The organism is Bradyrhizobium amphicarpaeae (assembly GCF_002266435.3).
GTDB lineage: Bacteria > Pseudomonadota > Alphaproteobacteria > Rhizobiales > Xanthobacteraceae > Bradyrhizobium > Bradyrhizobium amphicarpaeae.
Window position 1 is genome coordinate 1110631 of the sequence record NZ_CP029426.2, and the last position, 17059, is coordinate 1127689.

The 17059-nt window shown below is 64.8% G+C and carries 15 protein-coding genes; 6 read left to right on the forward strand and 9 right to left on the reverse strand.

Going from position 1 to position 17059, the window contains the following annotated elements; genetic code table 11:
* Nucleotides 1–13 precede the first annotated feature (13 nt).
* The 3 genes from wrbA to CIT40_RS05370 all read right to left on the reverse strand — a co-directional run bounded on the left by wrbA (nt 14) and on the right by CIT40_RS05370 (nt 2253).
* Nucleotides 14–613, reverse strand: coding sequence for an NAD(P)H:quinone oxidoreductase (gene wrbA, locus CIT40_RS05360; RefSeq protein ID WP_094894763.1), 600 nt, complete (start codon nt 611–613; stop codon nt 14–16).
* A gap of 151 nt (nt 614–764) precedes the next feature.
* Nucleotides 765–1463 carry a pirin family protein gene (locus CIT40_RS05365; protein WP_094894765.1) on the reverse strand — a complete coding sequence of 233 codons (699 nt, stop codon included), beginning with the start codon at nt 1461–1463 and terminating at the stop codon, nt 765–767.
* 37 nt (nt 1464–1500) lie between these two features.
* Nucleotides 1501–2253, reverse strand: a complete 753-nt coding sequence (locus CIT40_RS05370; protein ID WP_094894767.1) for an SDR family NAD(P)-dependent oxidoreductase — start codon at nt 2251–2253, stop codon at nt 1501–1503.
* A 117-nt stretch (nt 2254–2370) separates the two neighbouring features.
* On the opposite strand from CIT40_RS05370, the gene CIT40_RS05375 reads away from it, so the two are divergent.
* Nucleotides 2371–3306, forward strand: a complete 936-nt coding sequence (locus CIT40_RS05375; RefSeq protein WP_094894769.1) for a LysR family transcriptional regulator — start codon at nt 2371–2373, stop codon at nt 3304–3306.
* A 120-nt stretch (nt 3307–3426) separates the two neighbouring features.
* Here CIT40_RS05375 and CIT40_RS05380 read toward each other — a convergent pair whose 3' ends face one another.
* Complete coding sequence (locus CIT40_RS05380) at nt 3427–3684, reverse strand: hypothetical protein (protein ID WP_094894771.1); 258 nt, start codon at nt 3682–3684, stop codon at nt 3427–3429.
* A gap of 150 nt (nt 3685–3834) precedes the next feature.
* Between CIT40_RS05380 and CIT40_RS05385 the strand changes: the two genes are divergently transcribed.
* A complete protein-coding gene (locus tag CIT40_RS05385; RefSeq protein ID WP_094894774.1) occupies nt 3835–4821 on the forward strand; it encodes a tripartite tricarboxylate transporter substrate binding protein in 987 nt (328 codons plus the stop codon).
* 96 nt (nt 4822–4917) lie between these two features.
* Nucleotides 4918–5268: a hypothetical protein gene (locus tag CIT40_RS05390; RefSeq protein WP_094894777.1), complete on the forward strand. Its 351-nt coding sequence runs from the start codon at nt 4918–4920 to the stop codon at nt 5266–5268.
* A gap of 63 nt (nt 5269–5331) precedes the next feature.
* Here CIT40_RS05390 and CIT40_RS05395 read toward each other — a convergent pair whose 3' ends face one another.
* From CIT40_RS05395 to CIT40_RS05405, 3 genes are read right to left on the reverse strand one after another with little or no spacing between them, the layout of a single operon-like run.
* The gene (locus CIT40_RS05395; RefSeq protein WP_094895150.1) at nt 5332–6162 is read right to left on the reverse strand and encodes an adenylate/guanylate cyclase domain-containing protein; all 831 of its coding nucleotides are present in this window, start codon (nt 6160–6162) and stop codon (nt 5332–5334) included.
* A 59-nt stretch (nt 6163–6221) separates the two neighbouring features.
* Nucleotides 6222–6689: a YbaK/EbsC family protein gene (locus CIT40_RS05400; RefSeq protein WP_094894780.1), complete on the reverse strand. Its 468-nt coding sequence runs from the start codon at nt 6687–6689 to the stop codon at nt 6222–6224.
* A 46-nt stretch (nt 6690–6735) separates the two neighbouring features.
* Nucleotides 6736–7473: a haloacid dehalogenase type II gene (locus CIT40_RS05405; RefSeq protein ID WP_094894783.1), complete on the reverse strand. Its 738-nt coding sequence runs from the start codon at nt 7471–7473 to the stop codon at nt 6736–6738.
* Nucleotides 7474–7606: 133 nt separating this feature from the next.
* On the opposite strand from CIT40_RS05405, the gene CIT40_RS05410 reads away from it, so the two are divergent.
* The 3 genes from CIT40_RS05410 (at nt 7607) to CIT40_RS05420 (ending at nt 13506) form a co-directional block, all read left to right on the forward strand.
* On the forward strand, nt 7607–8962 hold the full coding sequence (locus tag CIT40_RS05410; protein WP_148667167.1) for a helix-turn-helix transcriptional regulator: 1356 nt from the start codon (nt 7607–7609) through the stop codon (nt 8960–8962).
* Between the two features lie 234 nt (nt 8963–9196).
* Nucleotides 9197–12721, forward strand: coding sequence for a hypothetical protein (locus tag CIT40_RS05415; RefSeq protein ID WP_094894789.1), 3525 nt, complete (start codon nt 9197–9199; stop codon nt 12719–12721).
* A 119-nt stretch (nt 12722–12840) separates the two neighbouring features.
* The gene (locus CIT40_RS05420; protein ID WP_148667168.1) at nt 12841–13506 is read left to right on the forward strand and encodes an SH3 domain-containing protein; all 666 of its coding nucleotides are present in this window, start codon (nt 12841–12843) and stop codon (nt 13504–13506) included.
* A gap of 230 nt (nt 13507–13736) precedes the next feature.
* On the opposite strand, the gene CIT40_RS05425 is transcribed toward CIT40_RS05420, so the two are convergent.
* Together CIT40_RS05425 and CIT40_RS05430 are read right to left on the reverse strand one after the other, a co-directional pair.
* On the reverse strand, nt 13737–15395 hold the full coding sequence (locus tag CIT40_RS05425) for a hypothetical protein (protein WP_244611912.1): 1659 nt from the start codon (nt 15393–15395) through the stop codon (nt 13737–13739).
* A gap of 28 nt (nt 15396–15423) precedes the next feature.
* Complete coding sequence (locus CIT40_RS05430) at nt 15424–16938, reverse strand: glycosyltransferase (RefSeq protein ID WP_094894795.1); 1515 nt, start codon at nt 16936–16938, stop codon at nt 15424–15426.
* Nucleotides 16939–17059 lie beyond the last annotated feature (121 nt).

Genomic DNA, 17059 nt, shown 5'->3' on the forward strand with positions numbered 1-17059 from the left:
GTCAACCTGCGCTTCAGCCATGCAGCTTCTTGGCGGTCTCCGCGATCTGGCGGCCCTGATAGCGCGCGCCGGCGAGTTCGTTGGCGCTGGGCTGGCGGCTGCCGTCGCCGCCGGTGATCGTGGTGGCGCCGTAGGGCGCGCCGCCCGTGACCTCGTCGAGCTTCATCTGACCGGCGAAGCCGTAGTTCATGCCGACCACGACCATGCCGAAATGCAGCAGGTTGGTGATGATCGAAAACAGCGTCGTCTCCTGGCCGCCATGCTGGGTCGCGGTCGAGGTGAAGGCGCCGCCGACCTTGCCGTGCAGCGCGCCCTTGGCCCAGAGCCCGCCGGCCTGGTCGAGGAAGTTGGCCATCTGCGAGGCCATGCGGCCGAAGCGGGTGCCGGTGCCGACGATGATCGCGTCGTAATCGGCGAGGTCTTCGATCTTGGCAACCGGCGCGGCCTGATCGACCTTGTAATAGGAGGCTTTCGCGACCTCGGCCGGCACCAGCTCCGGCACGCGCTTGATGTCGACTGTGACGCCGGCCTCGCGCGCGCCTTCGGCGACGGCATTCGCCATCGCTTCGATGTGGCCATAGGCGGAATAATAGAGGACGAGAACTTTGGTCATGGGTAGTCTCCGTGTGTGGGTTTGGTGCGTCGAGTTGTCTTGTTCGCTGTCATTGCCGGGCTTGACCCGGCAATCCATCAGGCTTGGAAAAGCTTCTTGCGAAGGTGATGGATGCCCGGGTCAAGCCCGGGCATGACGAATTGTCGTGTGGCTACGCCGCGTCGACGAGCACGAGCTCGGTATCTTCCAGCGCGGTGATCTTCAGCCGATCCTCGTCGCGAATTGCGGCGCCGTCTCGGGCATTGACCCGCACGCCGTTGATCTCGACCGAACCCGCCGCAGGCACCAAATAGAGGTGCCGCGACTTTTGCGGCTCGTACTCGGCGCTCTCGCCCGCCTTCAGCGTGGTGGCGAGCACCCGCGCATCGGCGCTGATCGGCAGCGCGTCCGTGTCACCTTCGATCCCGCTCGCGATGGTGACGAGCTTGCCGGAGCGATCGGCCTTCGGAAACGGCTTCGAGCCCCAGGTCGGCTGTCCGCCGCGCAGCGTTGGCTCGATCCAGATCTGGAAGATCCGGGTCTTGCCCGGCTCCAGATTGTACTCGGAGTGGCGGATGCCGCTGCCGGCGCTCATCACCTGCACGTCGCCCGCTTCGGTACGGCCCTGATTGCCGAGGCTGTCCTGATGGGTGATCGCGCCTTCGCGCACATAGGTGATGATTTCCATGTTGGCGTGGGGATGGGCGGGAAAGCCGGTGTTGGGCGCGATCTCGTCGTCGTTCCACACCCTCAAAGAGCCATGGCCCATATTGTTCGGATCATAATGGCTGGCGAAGGAGAAGTGGTGCTTGGCCTTGAGCCAGCCGTGGTCGGCGCCGCCGAGCTTGTCGAAAGGTCTGAGTTCGATCATTTGCGTGGTCCTTGTATGCGGGTGGGACGCGCCTTGATCAGGCGCCGAACCCGCCGTCGACGTTGAGAACGGTGCCGGTGACGAAGGAGGCTTCAGGGCTTGCGAGGAAGACGATTCCGGCGGCAACTTCCTCGGGCCGGCCGAAGCGCTGCAGCGCGTGCTGCTTGCGCTGGGTCTCGGCGAATTCGCCGCCATCCTTCGGATTCATGTCGGTGTCGATCGAGCCGGGCTGCACCACGTTCACGGTGATGCCGCGCGGGCCGAGGTCCCGTGCGGCGCCCTTGGTGTAACCGACCACGGCCGCCTTGGTTGCGACGTAGTCGGCAAGGCCGGGGAACGAGGCACGGTCGGCCAGCATCGAGCCGACGGTGACAATGCGGCCGCCTTCACCCATCAATTGCGAGGCGGCGCGGATCGCCGCGATGACGCCGTGGACGTTGACCTGGTCCTGACGATCCAGCGCGCCAGTGTCGGCATTGGCATCGTCGGTCGCGCCACCAGCAGCGACGCCGGCGTTGTTGACGAGGATGTCGAGATGGCCGAATTCCCTGGCGACATCGTTGACCAGCTTGGTGACGTCCTTGGCTGACGCTTGATCGGCCTTGAAGGCGCGCGCCTTGACGCCACGGGCCTTCAACTCGGTGACGACCGCTTCGGCCTTTTCGGGCGAAGCGACATAGCTGATGGCGATGTCGGCGCCTTCATCGGCGAGAGCGCGGGCAGAGGCCGCGCCGATGCCGCGCGAGCCGCCGGTGACGAGGGCAACCTTGCCTGAGAGCTTCTTGGTCATTGGATTTCTCCAGTCCTGAATGTCTGATGACCCTTGGATAAGCCTCCGCCTGTGGTATAGAAATAGAAACTATCGAAACACATTGTTTCTACATTCATTCCGATCGGACCGGCTCCCATGGCAAAACTCCCGGACTTCGAGGCGCTCGCGATTTTCGCAAAAGTCGTCGAATTGCGGTCGTTTGCGGGGGCCGCGAGCGAGCTTTCGATGTCGAAAGCCACGGTCTCCAAGGCGGTCACGCGCCTGGAGGAGCGGCTCGGCGCCCGGCTGTTCAACCGCACCTCACGCCGGCTTGCGCTGACCGACGCCGGTCACAAGCTCGCCGAGCGTGCGACGCGGCTTCTGGCCGACGGCGAAGCGGCGGAGAACGAGGCGCTGGCGCAATCGGTGGCGCCGCGCGGGCTGGTGCGGCTCGCCGTGCCCATGACGTTCGGCATCAAGGCGGTGGCACCATTGCTGCCGGAATTCTTCGAGACCTATCCGGAAGTTTCGGTCGATCTCCATCTGAGCGATGCAACCGTCGACCTGATCGGCGAAGGCTTTGACATGGCGATCCGGATCGCGCGGCTGCCGGACTCCTCGCTGATCGCACGGCGGCTCTTCACCATGCCGCGCTTCACGGTGGCCGCGCCGTCATATCTGAAGAAGCACGGACGGCCGACGCATCCGATGCACCTGGCCGAGCACAAATGCTTCAGCTACGCCTACATGTCGACGCCCAACATCTGGCACTACACCAATTCCGCGGGCGAACAGGCCAGCGTGCGCCCGGGCGGACAGCTCCGCGTCAACAACGGCGAAGCGGTGATGCCGGCGCTGATCGCGGGGCTGGGCATCGCCGAGCTGCCCGAATTCATCGTCGGCGAGGCGATCTCGTCCGGCGAGGTCGAAGTGATCCTGAAAGACTGGAAGCAGGCCGAAGGCGCCGTGCACCTGGTGACGCCGCCCGGCGGTCCGCGTCCCGCCCGCGTCGAAGCGCTCGGCGATTTCCTCGCAGCCAAGCTGCCGGGCACGTGCAAGCGCCGGCCGCGCGCAAGAGCAAAGGCGTCGTAGGAAGCCGAGCGGCTTCAACGCTACCAGTCATTGCGAGCGGAGCGAAGCAATCCAGATTGTCTCTGCGGAGGGATTGTGGATTGCTTCGTCGCAAGAGCTCCTCGCAATGACGGCGCCTGCTTACACCACCTTCACGCCATCGATCGCAGCGATGCGCAAGCTCGGCTTCAGCGTCGCCTCCAGCTGCGTCTTCAATTCGTGAACGCGCGGGTCGCTCGATCGCGCGGCGCATACGCCGTATTGGTGGACGGATTGCGCCAAAGCGCGGCGCGCTTCCGGTGTCCGCGTCAGTTCGGGCTCTGACAGCCGCAACACGATCGCCGCGAGATTCACCAGCATCTCGTCCAGCGCGACGTCGATGGTTGCCAGATTCCGCATCGCTCACTCTCCCTAAGAGGGCAACAGCCTGTCCAGACATGCGTTCCTGGCGGAGGCGGGCATGGTGAACGCTTCGTAAACGGCTTGTTCTTGCCGCTCGGCGGGTTAGGCTGGCAGCCAAACAAGGAAGATCAGGGGGAGGGCACCATCATGGATCGACGCGATCTCTTGCGCGCCGTTGCGGCACTGCCGTTGTTGCGGCTCGCAGCACCGGATCCGGCCTCCGCGCAAACCTATCCGGCGCGCAACATCACGATGATCGTGCCGTTTCCCGCGGGCGGCCAGGCCGATCTCGCGGCGCGGCCGGTGGCGATGGCGCTGGAGCGGATCCTGGGCAAGCCCGTCATCGTCGACAACCGGGCCGGCGGCGGCGGCGGCTCGGTCGGCAATGCCGCGGCGGCACGCGCCGAACCCGACGGCTACACGCTGCTGATGACGCTGTCCTCGCTCGCGGTGCTGCCCGAGGCCGACCGGCTGTTCGACCGCCCCGTCGCCTATGAGGTCTCGCAGTTCATGCCGATCGCGCGCGTGCTCGCGGATCCCACGCTGCTGGCAGTGCCGGCCTCGGCGCCATGGAAGACGGCGCAGGACTTCGTCGAGGATGCCAGGAAGCGGCCGGGCCAGATCACTTATGGCTCGTCCGGGCCCTACGGCACGCTGCACGTGGCGATGGAGATGTTCGCGAACAGCGCCGGCATCAAGCTGCTGCACGTGCCGTTCCGTGGCGCAGGTCCGGCGCTCACCGCGTTGCTCAGCGGCACCGTGCAGGCGATCGCCGCAGCGCCCGGTACGCTGAAGCCGCAGGTCGACGACGGCAAGCTGCGCGTGCTCGGCAATTGCGGCGCGCAGCGCATCGCGAGCTTCCCTGATGTGCCGACCTTCCAGGAGCTCGGCTACAAGGACGTCGAGATGTACATCTGGGCCGGACTGTTCGCACAGAGCTCTCTTCCTGCGCCGATCGCGACCCGCCTGCGCGAGGCGATGGCGCAGGTGATGACGAGTTCCGACGTGCTCAAGGCCTTCGAGACCTCGGGCAGCCTCGTCGCCTATCAGGATGCGCCGGCCTTCGCGCAATTCGTCGCGACGGACAGCACGCGGCTGATCGCGGCGGTGAAGAAGATCGGCAAGGTGGAGTAGGTTCCAGCTGCCTTTTTCACATTTTTTTGTTGGTCCAGAACCGGCTCCCGCCTCATTGATTGATGAGAATCGACAGGTATCGGGAAGGATCGGGACATGCGAACAGAGCGGATTGCGCTGGGTGTCGTGCTTGCGATCGGCGGCATGGTGGCGCCGGGCGCAGCATTCGCCGAAGAATATCGCGGGACCATGGAACAGCAGATGGCCTGCACGCCGGACGTCTGGCGTCTGTGCAGCGATCAGATTCCGGACGTCGGCCGGATCACCGCCTGCCTGCGGCAGAATACGCCGCAGCTATCGAGTGGCTGCCGCGCCGTGTTCCAGTCCAACAACCAGATGCCGCCGCAGCAGCAGGTGCCACGCAATCGCGCCGCACCGCCGCCGCGTTATGACGATGCGTTGCCTCCGCAAGCGCAACCGCGTCCCTATGACGACAACGACGATTAGGCTCTGGAGAGCGCTTGAATCGGAAATTTGCGCAGCGGGAGGCGCTACGGTTGTACGCCTCGTTTAGCGCTCTGTCCTGCTGTCCGATTCAGGTCGGTTTCCGAGCACCATGCGCATGGCAGCACCGAAGAGAATGGCTGCGACCGGCCAATGGAACCAGATCCGGTGGCTGGTGAGGAGATTGATCACGATCAGGAAGGCCGACACGGTGAGGGCCGCCGCGATCGGGCGGGGTAGCTTCGTGAGCCACTCCAAGACGACATTTGTCGACGACGATGGCGCGCGCGCGTCGTCCACCCGGGGAGTACGCGCCCGCTCCGAGGGAAGCATGCTGTTCTGGATGCCGAAGCTCCCCGGCACCGGGGCCTGGCCGCCCAGGGTCAGCCGATAGCTGGTCAGAGGTGCAATGTTCTTCATCGGACGCTGGCCGAGGCAGTCGAAGCCGACAGACAGTTTGTTGTGCACCTGGTCGTAGACCGAGCTCGAGATCACGACGCCGCCGGGCTCAGCGAGCTCCTGCAGCCGCGACGCGATATTGACCCCGTCGCCATAGATGTCGGAGCCGTCCACCATGACGTCGCCGAGGTTGATGCCGATGCGAAATTGCATCGCGCTCGCCTGCGGCGCGTTCGAAGCCTGACTTGCGATCTCCTGCTGAATCTCGACAGCGCATTGCACCGCCTCGACGACGCTGGCGAACTCGGCGATCACGGCATCGCCCCAGGTGTTGACGATGCGGCCGTCATGGCGTTCGACCAATCGGGCGATGGCCGTGCGGTAGCGGCGGAGCGTCTCCAACGTTCCGGTTTCGTCCGCTTCCATGAGACGCGAATAGCCGTACACGTCGGCGCACAGCACGGTGGTCAGTCGTCGTTTCACCTTGTCGTCGGTCATCGTCGCCATGCTAGCCTCCCTGACCGGCAAATGCACCAGAGATCGTATCCGGTGCCGCCTTACGGCCTGACCTCGCAGACATCGACCCATTCGGCCGCGGTCAGTTCGGCCATCCGGTCCGGCGTGATGCGCACCGCGCTGTGGGTCGAGCCCGCGGCCGGGACCACCACGTCGTAGGCCTTCAGCGACACATCGCAATAGACTGGCAGCGGCGACTTCAGCCCGAACGGGCAGACACCGCCGACCTCGTGGCCGGTGATGTCGGCGACCTCCTCCAGCCCCAGCATCTTCGGCTTGCCGCCGAACTGCGCCTTGACCTTCTTGTTGTCCATGCGCGAGGTGCCGGCGGCGACGATCAGGATGACGCGCTCGCCGACGCGCAGGGACAGCGTCTTGGCGATCATTCCGGGCTCGACGCCATAGGCCTCCGCGGCCAGCGGCACTGTGGCCGAGCTGACCTCGGATTCGATGACGGAGATGTCGGGGGCTTTCTCGGCGAAAAAGGCGCGAACGGATTCCAGGCTCATTCAAGTCTCACACGGGCGAACGGCGATCGTTAGGCGATCCCCGGGGTCATCCCTTGATGATCCCTGGCAGCTCGGACAGCGAACGGACGCGGTGGTCCGGCGCAAAGCCAAGCTCGTCCATCTGGGTGCGGATCGCCTTGAACATCGTCAGCGGTGCCACGAGTTCGTTCTCGACGCAAGCCAGCGCCATCGCCTCGGGCGTCACCCGCTCGATCCAGGCGACATTCAGCCCGAACGACTTTGCGCCTGCCACATCCCAAGGATTGGAAGAGACGAACAGGACCTCGTCCGGTCCGGTGCCGAGCTCCTCGCCGACCAGCTCGTAGGCCTGCGGGCTCGGTTTGAAGATCTTCTTCGCGTCGACGCTGATGGTGGCATCGAGCAGACGATCGAGGCCGGAGTTGCGCACCAGGGCATTGAGCATGTCCGGGCTGCCGTTGGAGAGGATGGCGAGCTTTCGCGGCTTCAAGGCCGCGAGCGTGCTCATCGCATCGGGATAGGGATCGAGGTGCAGATATTTCTCGATCACGCGCTCGAACGCCTCGCTCTCATAGGCGAGCCCGAGCACGCGCAGCGTGTAGGCGAGGGAGTCGCGGGTGACGGCCGCAAAATCCTGGTAGCGTCGCATCAGCGAGCGCAACCAGCTGTATTCGAGCTGCTTGATGCGCCAGACCTGCGTGATGATCTCGCCATAGCCGGGAAACGCATCCTCGGTGATCTCTGCGACCGACTGGACGTCGTAGAGCGTCCCGTAGGCGTCGAAGACGACGGCTTTGATGCTCATGGGCTGTCCTTCCGGGCAAATAGGGTCACGACGCCCATCGAAGGTGGGCACATCATCGTCAGTTTACCAGAGCAAAGTGTAAGTCTGCCACCGCAAGTGTGGTCGCCGTGCATGCGCTGCTGCGGACGTCCAATTGCTGGCTGATCTCTGTACGAGCAACGATGCAGCGGGCCGGACCGCCGAGCGGATGTCTCCATCGTCGCATTCATTTCGCGCACCAGTCCCGGTTGATTCGGTAAAAAGGAATGCCTTTGAGGTGGTGACCTCGATGCAGCCTTGCCGGACATCGCTCGGGTTTCAACACTCGACAAGCCATGTATTTCTTGCAACGATGATCAGGCAGCCGCTCGGGAGAGGCGGCGGCTTTGGGGGCGACCACTTGGAATCCTTGGAATCTGAACTGGTCGACCGGATCTACGAGTCCAGCTTCGTGCCCGAGCTTTGGCCCGAAGTGCTGAAGAACACGTCGAAGATATCCGAATCCGCCGGCGCCTCGCTGTTCGTCACCAATCCACAGGTCACGGCGTGGACAGCGTCCAAGAACTCCCGCGATATCACCGGGCGCTTCGTTGCCGACGGTTGGTATTGGCAAGGCAAGCTGATGTCGCTGGTTCACAAGAGCCGGCATGCCGGCTTTCTGCGGGACGTCGACCTGTGTTCGCAGGATGAGCTTGAGGCCGAGCCGATTTATCGCGACAATTGGCGCAAGATGGGCCTCGGATGGGGAGCCGCGACGGCTTTTTCGCTGCCGACCGGCGAAGCGCTTTCGATCGTGCTGTCACGCACCGTTGCGCAGGGGCCTGCCGACGCCGCCGTTATCAGGAAGCTCGATACGTTGCGCCCGCATCTTGCCCGCGCGTCGGTGCTTGCGGCGCGGCTGCACCTCGAACGCGCCCAGGCAGCCAGCCAGACGCTGGCGGCACTCGGCCTGGCGGCGCTGGTGCTGGATGAAGCCGGCTGCGTGCTCACGGCCAACGCCTTGATCGAGAGCATGGGCCACCTCGTGCATTGGCGGGCAGGCGATCGCGTGGCGCTGAAGGACAGGAGCGCGGACGTCATGCTGGGCGAGGCAATCGCTCGGGTGAAGCTCGGGGATCACACTGGTGTTCAGTCCTTTCCGGTGCGCGACCCGGTCGATGACTCGCCGATGGTCGGCCATGTCGTGCCGATCCGATTTTCCGCCCGCGATATCTTTGCCCGCAGCACGGCCGTGTTCATCATGATGCCGGTCGCCGCGCCGAACGCGCCGCCGGTGGAATTGGTGATGTCGCTGTTCGACCTGACGCCGGCCGAAGCCCGCGTCGCGCGCGGCCTTGCCGCCGGAAGGACCGTGGACGATCTCGCCGGCGACAACGGCGTTTCGTCGAACACCGTCCGCGTTCAGGTCAGGGCTGTCCTCGAGAAAACCGGCTGCCAGCGCCAAACCGACGTTGTTGCCCTGCTGGGAGGTATCTCCGCGGTGCGCGGCGGAGACCCGCAAGCAGGCTGAGGCCGCCCAGCCTGCTTCAGACTGTCGCATAATCAGAACTGATCATGCGTGCGCGAAAACCCCCTTGTTAACTCGCGGCGGGATGCAACGCGGTTACGCGGTCACATTGCGGCTGCGCGCGCCCATTTTTTGAGGTGTGCATTGATGTCGCTATTTTTGCCTCGTTCTTTTTCAAAAGCCATTTTTTCCGCACTGATCCTCGCCGCCGCAACGCTGTCTTTCGTATCCCCGGGCATGGCACAGGCGTTGGATTGCAGCGCCGAGGGGAGCCTGAAATCGGCGCAGCCCGGCAGCCCCGTCGAATTGTCGTTCCGCAACGCCTCGACCGAACGCCGCCGCATCTACTGGATCGATCCGAGCGGCGACCGCAAATTCGTCGGCCTGGTGGAAGGCGGCAACCAGTTCAAGCAATCGACGTCGAGCGGCCATTCCTGGGTCGTGACCGACGACGCGGAAAAATGCCTGACTGCCGTCACGGCCACGGCCGATCCCATGACGATCGATGTCGGTGGCGTCGCGACCGCGCAGCTGGCGCCGCCGGTGCCAGGCGCGCAACAGCCGCTCGCGCCGGCTGCGCCCGCAGCACCGCCGCCGCAGGCCGTTATTCAAGCGCCGCCACCGCCCGCGGTCGTCCAAGCCCCGCCACCCGCTCCTGTCGCCGCAGCACCGCCGGAGCCGGCCCCGCAAGATGCGATGGCGCAGCTGCCGCAGGTTTCGCCGGTCGAGCAATTCCAGCTTCGGGGGGCCTATCGTCTCGTGGCGCGCCTCGACAATTCCAGGGCCCTCAACACCTCGGCCTCAGGGACGGTCGATGTCGTCGCGGCGTCGCCCGAATGGGACAGCGCGCAATGGACGTTCGAAAGCGTGCCGAATACGCCCTTCGTGCGGATCAGGAATGCCTGGAAGAAGACCTATCTCACCGACGTCAACGGTAAGCCGAGAGCGCTGCCGACGCCCCCGGAAGCGACGGAGGGGCATTGGTCGTTCGAGCCGGTCGACGGCACCAACTTCGTCCAGTTTCGCAATCGCGAGACCGATCGCTTCCTGCTTTCGGTCAATGGTGCAGCGGCTCTGGTCGACGATTTCCGGCAAGACCAGGATAACGCCAGTCAGTGGCGCCCGGTCGCAGCCGCGCCCGCGCCCGGCGGCCGTCCGGTAGCCGCGGCTCCGCCTGCGCCCCGCAACCCCGCTTATGACATCGCTCTCGCAGACTGCCGCGAAATCGGCGGCTACTGGACCGGCTCCACATGTCGTCGTCCGGCCTACATCACCGAGCCCTTGTTGTGCCGGCGCGGCTTTCAATGGTCGGAAGCGACCGGCGAATGTGAATGGATCGGCGGCGGCAATTGTCCGCCATGGCAGATGGGCCCCGGAGGCAGCTGCCGCCGGGATCTGGCCTGCCGCGGCGGCGAGGTCGGAATCTCCGGCAATGGCTATCAAGCCTGCTATTGCCCGCGCGGCACGGTCGTCTGGGGCGACTATCCCACATTCTCCTGCGTCCCCTCGATTTCGCGGGTGGCGCCGTATCTGGTGCCGGCCGTCGTCGGCGGCGTGGTGCTGGGGATCATCAGCGGCGGCAAGGACCGTCCCCAGGTCGGGAACGTGTTCGGCAACAAGAGATTCTGCGGCACCGGACAAACCGGCACGCCGCCCAATTGCGTCGCGGCCGCGACGTGTCAGCCGCCGCTCGTCGGCACCCCGCCGAATTGCTACCGCCAGATGCCGCGGCCTGTGCCAACGCCGGTCGCGACACCGGTTGTCGCGCCGACCACGACCCCCGTGGTGACGTCGACCGCGACGCCCACCGTAACCCCAACCGCAACGCCCACGGCGACCCCGACTCCGATCGCGACGCCTACGCGTGCCGGGACGATTTGCCAGATCGGTCAGACCAAGGACGCCAGCGGCAATTGCGTCAGCCTCAACGCGAGTATCACCTGCACTGGCGGAAGGATCGAGCAGGGCGTGTGCGGCTGCCCGTCCGGCACCCAGCTAACCGGTAGTGGCACCAACTTCCAATGCGTCCGTGGCGACCTTCCGCCGCCGACAGGTGGGGGCAGCACGACCACCGCACCCGTCTGCGCCTTGGGAGAGACGGCGCAAAACGGAAAATGCGTGAAGCTCAACGAGTCCATCACTTGTTCGGGCGGCAAGATCGAGCAAGGCGTCTGCGGCTGTCCGGCCGGGACCAGGCTCGTCGGCAGCGGCACCAATTTCCAATGCGTTGCCGCCAATACCGGGACAACCCCGACCCCGACTCCAACTACGACGCCCACGCCGGCAACCGGAGGCGGTGCCACGGGAGGTGGTCAGCCCACGCCACAAACGGGGGGAGGGCCTCCGCGTTGCACCGACGGCCAGAACACCGCCAGCGGTTGCCTCTGTGCGGCTCCGTTGACGGTCCTGCCTGGCGGCAAATGCACCCAGCCCACCGCCCGCGGTGCGGCCTGTCTTGAGGGGCAGAACATCGCGCAGACCGGCTGCAATTGCGTGGCGCCGCTGAAGCCCATCGAAAATGGATTCTGCGGACGGCTGCTGCTGAACGAAACCGGCGCGCCGTCGGCGGGAGGAACCTGCAAGCAAGGTGACGACATCGCGGCGACCAAGTGCACCTGTAAAATGAACACCGTCGATGCCGGTGGCGGAAAGTTCATCTGCTCTTCGGTCCCTTACACGACTTGCACCGACGGCCAGCTCATGGGCGGCAGCGGCTGTAAGTGCCGCATGACGACCGTCAAAGTCGGCAACGATCTCTACTGCACGGCGTCCGGCAGGGCGCCGATCGTCGGAGGTGCGTCATGCAGCGAAGGGCAGAGCACGGCCGGCGGTTGCCGCTGCGTGCTCCCGCTGGTCGAACTGCCGGGCGGTCGTTGCGGCAAGCCGACGCGTGGCGGTGCCTGTCTCGAAGGACAGAACATCGCGCAGGCCGGTTGCAATTGCGTGGCTCCGTTGAAGCCGATCGAGAACGGAGTTTGCGGCCGCCTGCTGAGCGGCGAGTCCACGCCGCTGACCAAGGGCGGCAACTGTGCCGAAGGTCAGGATATCATCGCGACCAAATGCGCTTGCCAGATGAAGACCGTCGACCAGGGCGGCGGCAAGTTCATCTGCAGCGCCAATCCGGCTCCCTCCGGCGTCAAGACGGCGCCACCGCCGCGTCCCGGCGCTACGGTTGCGCCGTCGCCAACGCCAAGTTCGACACCGGCGCCGACACCGACGACCACTCCGCCGCCCGCCCCCAAGCCGGGAGCAGCGCCGTCGCCTACGCCAACCGTCGTGCCAACACCAACGGTGGCGCCCAAGCCGGTGGCAACGCCCTCGCCAACTCCGACGGCTGTGCCCAAGCCGGTGGTGGCACCGTCACCGGCGCCCGCACCGAAGCCTGAGGTCGCACCGCAGCCAAAACCGGTGGTGGCACCGTCACCGCCGCCCGCACCGAAGCCAGAGGTCGCGCCGCAGCCAAAGCCGGTGACGCCACCGCCGCCGCCACCCCCGAAGCCGGTGACAACGCCGCCACCGCCACCGAAGCCGGTGATTGCACCGCCGCCTGCACCCAAGCCGGTGACGCCACCACCGCCGCCGCCACCGAAGCCGGTGACAGCGCCACCGCCTCCACCCAAGCCGGTGGCACCACCGCCACCGCCGCCAAAGCCTGTGACGCCGCCGCCGCCACCGCCGAAACCGGTAACGGCGCCCCCGCCGCCGCCGCCTGCGGCATGCGCGCCGCCGAAGAAGCTGAACCCGCAGGGGCAGTGCGTTTGACGAATAACTGGATGCCGTGGCGCGCAGTCACGCCACGGCATCCAATTTTGCTGCTTGTCAGATCGTCATCGCCGCCATGACGCGTTTTGCAATGCGCGGCTCCAATGCGAGGTCCGTCGATGACAAGAGTGCTCGCCGCCGTTTTGGTCTTGATGTTGTCCGCCGGCTTTGCCGGGGCGCAGACCCGCACCTATTCCTGCCCCAAGGGCAACGCCATCACGCTCACGGTGATTGCTCCGAACGCGATCAAGGCCGGACCGATCGAGGGCGGCACCATGCGGCTGAAGCAGGAAGCGGGCAATGCTTTGCGCTTCTCCGAAGGCGATTACGCCGTCCAGATCTCTCCTGACCAGAACCAGATCACGGTCGAAATTCCGGATTGGGGCTCTGCCAAATGCAGCTTCAGACCGGACGTGGCCATGCAGGGTGGCCGGTCCGGGCTCGGCAATGCAGACCCGTGCGGGCCCGGCTTCCATCAGGCGCCGCAGACCGACCGCTGCGTTCCCAACGATGCGCATCCCGGCCGGCGCCCCATCGCCAACCAGCCGGCGCTGCCGATGGCCGGCATGTCGCTCGGCGGTATCATGCGGACCGAACCGTCGATGTCGGCGCCGAAACTGGCGAGCCTGACCGAGAAGAGCGGCATCACGCTGCTGGAGCGGGCCGGTAGCATGGATGGTTACGACTGGTTCAAGATCGAATTCCACGGCCGCATCGGTTATCAGTGGGGAGGCATCATGTGCTCGGCCGAAGCGATTTCCGGAATTTACCAGAAATGCGAGTAAGCACGGCGACACCCCGGATGATGATGCGATGACGGGACCGGTCTCGCGCGGCCCGGTGCTTTCGGCAACGCAAACCGGCCAGCAGCTTGCGCAGGTCGCCTCAAAATGCCTGTAGAAATTGTGCCTCCTGGACGGTGGTGATTCCGTCAGGACATCAGACCAGACAGCCGGCTCACGTCCTCACCGCGTCCAGGTCGCCCTTTCGGCGAACACCTGGCTGACCTCGGCCGCTATTTGACCTCTGGTCCGGCGGCGCTCGCAGACGGACCGCACCACCGAAGCGGGAGCCTTGGCAGGTATTCGGGGCTCCACTCACAGATGCTTTCGCGGCCCTTGCCCTTGAACGCGATCTTCACCGGCTCCGCCTGGCTGATGGCGACGTGCAGCGCGATCAGTATCGCGCCGACGGTGAAGGTCCAGGGGTGCAGCCAAAGGTTTCTTGCCTGATCAAGCAGGAGCATCCCCGCGATGATGATCAACGGGTCGGTGAAAACGAAATATTCCAGTTTGAGGCCGCGGCGGACTCCGAGCGTGTCGATCGCTATTGCCGCGAGCAGGAGGACGGTGGCCTGCACGGCAATTTGGTGGGCGCCTTGTCGCCAGACATAGGCAATTCCGGGAATGATCAGCCAGGTCAGGAATACAGTTGGACGCGGCGAGGAGAACAGGACGAACGTGTAACGCATGAAGACGCCGAGCAATCCCGACAGGAGCAGGCCGACGGAGTTTTGCAGCTGCCCGTCCGCGCCTGAAGCCTTTGCGTACTGCAGCATCTTCTCGAGCGGATTGAGGACGATCACCGCATCTCGCGCGTCGTATTGGACGTAGAGCGCCAGGAGGCCGAGCGACGCGCCGGCAACGAGAGCGGACATCGCTGCAAGAGTCTCGGGCGGACTCACCCGCCACTGCACGGCAAACGCGACCATGCAGCCAAGGATCCAACCCCATAGCAGGATCTGATAGGTGCCAAATCTCCCGAGCAGAAGCGGATGCAATCCTGTGGCAGCTGCCGCAACAGGATCGAGGCCCGCGGAGACCAGCGGCCACGCCGTCGCCGCCGCGCAGGCTGCGACGACGGCGGCAGCCGCGGCCGTCGTCCAGGCGCGCGCACCCGACCTCCAGAATCCGACGCTCGCGCTTGCGCTGCCTCCGAAGGGCAACAGCACGGCCGGGATGGCTGCGATCAGCAGGATGGCCTGGACCTTGTTTTCAAGCCCCAGCATGCAGAGCCACGCCGCGACCGCGAGCGCGACCGGCCGGAGGACGGAGCCTCGACGCGCCACGATGACGAGCAGCATGAGGGCGATCACGCAGAAACAGGCTGCAATCATCTCGCTGCGCAGAATGCGCAGGTGCATCTGCACGCCCCCCGACATCGCGAACGCAAATACGCCGCATGTTGCGACTCGCCGATCCCGAACGATTCTCTTGGCCAGAACGGCGAATCCGAGCAGGCATGCGCCTGCGGTCATCGCCGCCACGATCCGCCCGGCGCGAATGACGTTCGTCATCGCTGCATCGAAGCGCTGGCCATCCGCTGGAATGGCTGAAAGCGTCCATTCGTCCAGAAGTCGAAGCTGATGAAGCAGCCGAAGCCAGAACTCGACCGACAGGATGGTCCAATAGGCCGGGTGATCGAAGAAGGCGCGCTTGCTCCCGTCGTTGAGCGAGAGGGCGCTGTAGACCACCATGAAATCCATATCGGCATTGCGCCAATAGGCGATGAAATAGCCGCACAGCAGGAACGAGAGGAGAGAGAAGGCGAAAAGAAACGCCAGCGCGCCCCGCCATCCGAACGGTGTCAGGCGGTCGAGCGGGTCTTTCCGGGCCAGCCATTCGAGCCATGTGCCCGGGATGGACCGGGACAATTCCGTCGGCCCGGCCTTCACCGGAGGCTCGCAACAGCGATCATCTTGATCAAACCGCTTTTATCTTGAAGAAGGCGAATACAACCATCTTGAGCAGCATCCAGCCGTGGCTGAAGCGCGAGATCTGCGTCTCGCCGTAATTGCGTGCGGCATAACGGATCGGCAGGTCGATTGACTTCAGGTTGAGCTTGGACGCGCCGAAGATCAGATCGAAGTCGCCGAACGGGTCGAAGTCCCCGAAATAGGCCTTGCCCGCCTTGAGACGTTGATAGTCGCTGCGGCGCAGCACCTTGGTTCCGCAAAGCGTGTCGGTGTATCGCTGATTGAGAAGCCACGAGAACAAGTACGAGAAGATCTTGTTGGCGACCAGGTTGAGGAAGCGCATGGCCCCCTCGTCCATCGGATAAACCAGGCGGGAGCCGTTGACGAACTCGCCCTTACCCGAACACAGCGCGTCATAGAACTTGCAGAGTTGCTCCGGTGGCATGGTCAGGTCTGCGTCGAGGATCATCAGGACATCGCCGCGCGCCGCATCGAAGGCGGTGAAGACCGCATCGGCCTTGCCCTTGCCCGGCTGCTTCATCGTCTTGATGTCCTGCCCGACGAACGCCTGCTTGACCCGCTGCATTTCCTCGAAGGTGCCGTCCTTGCTGTGGCCCTCGATGAAGATGATCTCGATGTCGGGGCAGAATCCGGCGATGCGTCGTACGGCCGGTTCGATGTTGCCGCGCTCGTTTCGCGCCGGAATCACCACGGTGACCGACTTGATGTCGTCGTGGGCGCACCGCATCGAGCGGGCAACGAGATAGTGACGAAGTGACAGCGCGCGTATGCCGGGCAGCACGCTGATGAAGCGATTGACGAAGCGCCCGATCCCGAACAGCGACGCGGGCAACAGGACGCGCTGCTCGGATTTGACGGGATCAAAATCGGCCAGCGACACGAGATTGCGCAGGTCGTCCGGCGAAAGCACGTTCTGGTCGGGGTGCGGCATTCGCATGCCAAGGGCCTCGGCCAGCTTCAGGACCGGGTACCAGAGATGAGAGAAGTATCCGAAGACGATCCGCGTCTCCCGCGTGCATAGCGGGTGGAGGTGCTCGATGAAGCTTTGGCAGTCGTCCAGGGAGCCTATCGTGTCGAGAACGAGGATGAAATCGAACGGGCCCTCGATGGCAGAGAAGGTGGTGGGGCCCTCGGCGTCGCCCTCGACGAACGCGAGATCTGGATGACGCTGTCGCGCAATGTCGATCTGTGCGGAGCTGAAATCGATACCCACGCCATAGGATGGCGCGAGCGCCGCGAGCGTATCTCCGATGCCGCACCCGATGTCGAGCACGCGGCTTCCAGGCGGGATCAGGAACCGCAAATAGCATTCGTCTTCGCGGTGAAAGAAGGCCGCCTTCTCGCGCCAGCGGATGCGCGACGTCGCAGACCGGTCGGCGTGATCCCGAAGCAGGTCCTTGCGGGACGAGGAAGAACCGGGCCGCGCTGCCTTCACATCGACGGGGCAGCCATGGAGAGAAAACGCCTTACGCTCAGGCAATTCCGAGTCGAAATGTACCATCAAATCCTGCCGATACGCTCAATAGTTGTATCATGGCAGAAAGATGGCACGATTGGCCAGCCATAATTCGCGGCTGGTCGAGCCAACCGAAGCAGACACCTTTCGCTGTGGTCGAGCGGTA

Bases quoted from the DNA above. Each gene is read 5' to 3' on its own strand.
- CIT40_RS05370 (WP_094894767.1), bottom strand. From the start codon at position 2,253: ATGACCAAGAAGCTCTCAGGCAAGGTTGCCCTCGTCACCGGCGGCTCG.
- CIT40_RS05365 (WP_094894765.1), bottom strand. From the start codon at position 1,463: ATGATCGAACTCAGACCTTTCGACAAGCTCGGCGGCGCCGACCACGGC.
- CIT40_RS05385 (WP_094894774.1), top strand. From the start codon at position 3,835: ATGGATCGACGCGATCTCTTGCGCGCCGTTGCGGCACTGCCGTTGTTG.
- CIT40_RS05405 (WP_094894783.1), bottom strand. From the start codon at position 7,473: ATGAGCATCAAAGCCGTCGTCTTCGACGCCTACGGGACGCTCTACGAC.
- CIT40_RS05400 (WP_094894780.1), bottom strand. From the start codon at position 6,689: ATGAGCCTGGAATCCGTTCGCGCCTTTTTCGCCGAGAAAGCCCCCGAC.
- CIT40_RS05415 (WP_094894789.1), top strand. From the start codon at position 9,197: ATGGCACAGGCGTTGGATTGCAGCGCCGAGGGGAGCCTGAAATCGGCG.
- CIT40_RS05375 (WP_094894769.1), top strand. From the start codon at position 2,371: ATGGCAAAACTCCCGGACTTCGAGGCGCTCGCGATTTTCGCAAAAGTC.
- CIT40_RS05395 (WP_094895150.1), bottom strand. From the start codon at position 6,162: ATGACCGACGACAAGGTGAAACGACGACTGACCACCGTGCTGTGCGCC.
- CIT40_RS05430 (WP_094894795.1), bottom strand. From the start codon at position 16,938: ATGGTACATTTCGACTCGGAATTGCCTGAGCGTAAGGCGTTTTCTCTC.
- CIT40_RS05420 (WP_148667168.1), top strand. From the start codon at position 12,841: ATGACAAGAGTGCTCGCCGCCGTTTTGGTCTTGATGTTGTCCGCCGGC.
- wrbA (WP_094894763.1), bottom strand. From the start codon at position 613: ATGACCAAAGTTCTCGTCCTCTATTATTCCGCCTATGGCCACATCGAA.
- CIT40_RS05380 (WP_094894771.1), bottom strand. From the start codon at position 3,684: ATGCGGAATCTGGCAACCATCGACGTCGCGCTGGACGAGATGCTGGTG.
- CIT40_RS05390 (WP_094894777.1), top strand. From the start codon at position 4,918: ATGCGAACAGAGCGGATTGCGCTGGGTGTCGTGCTTGCGATCGGCGGC.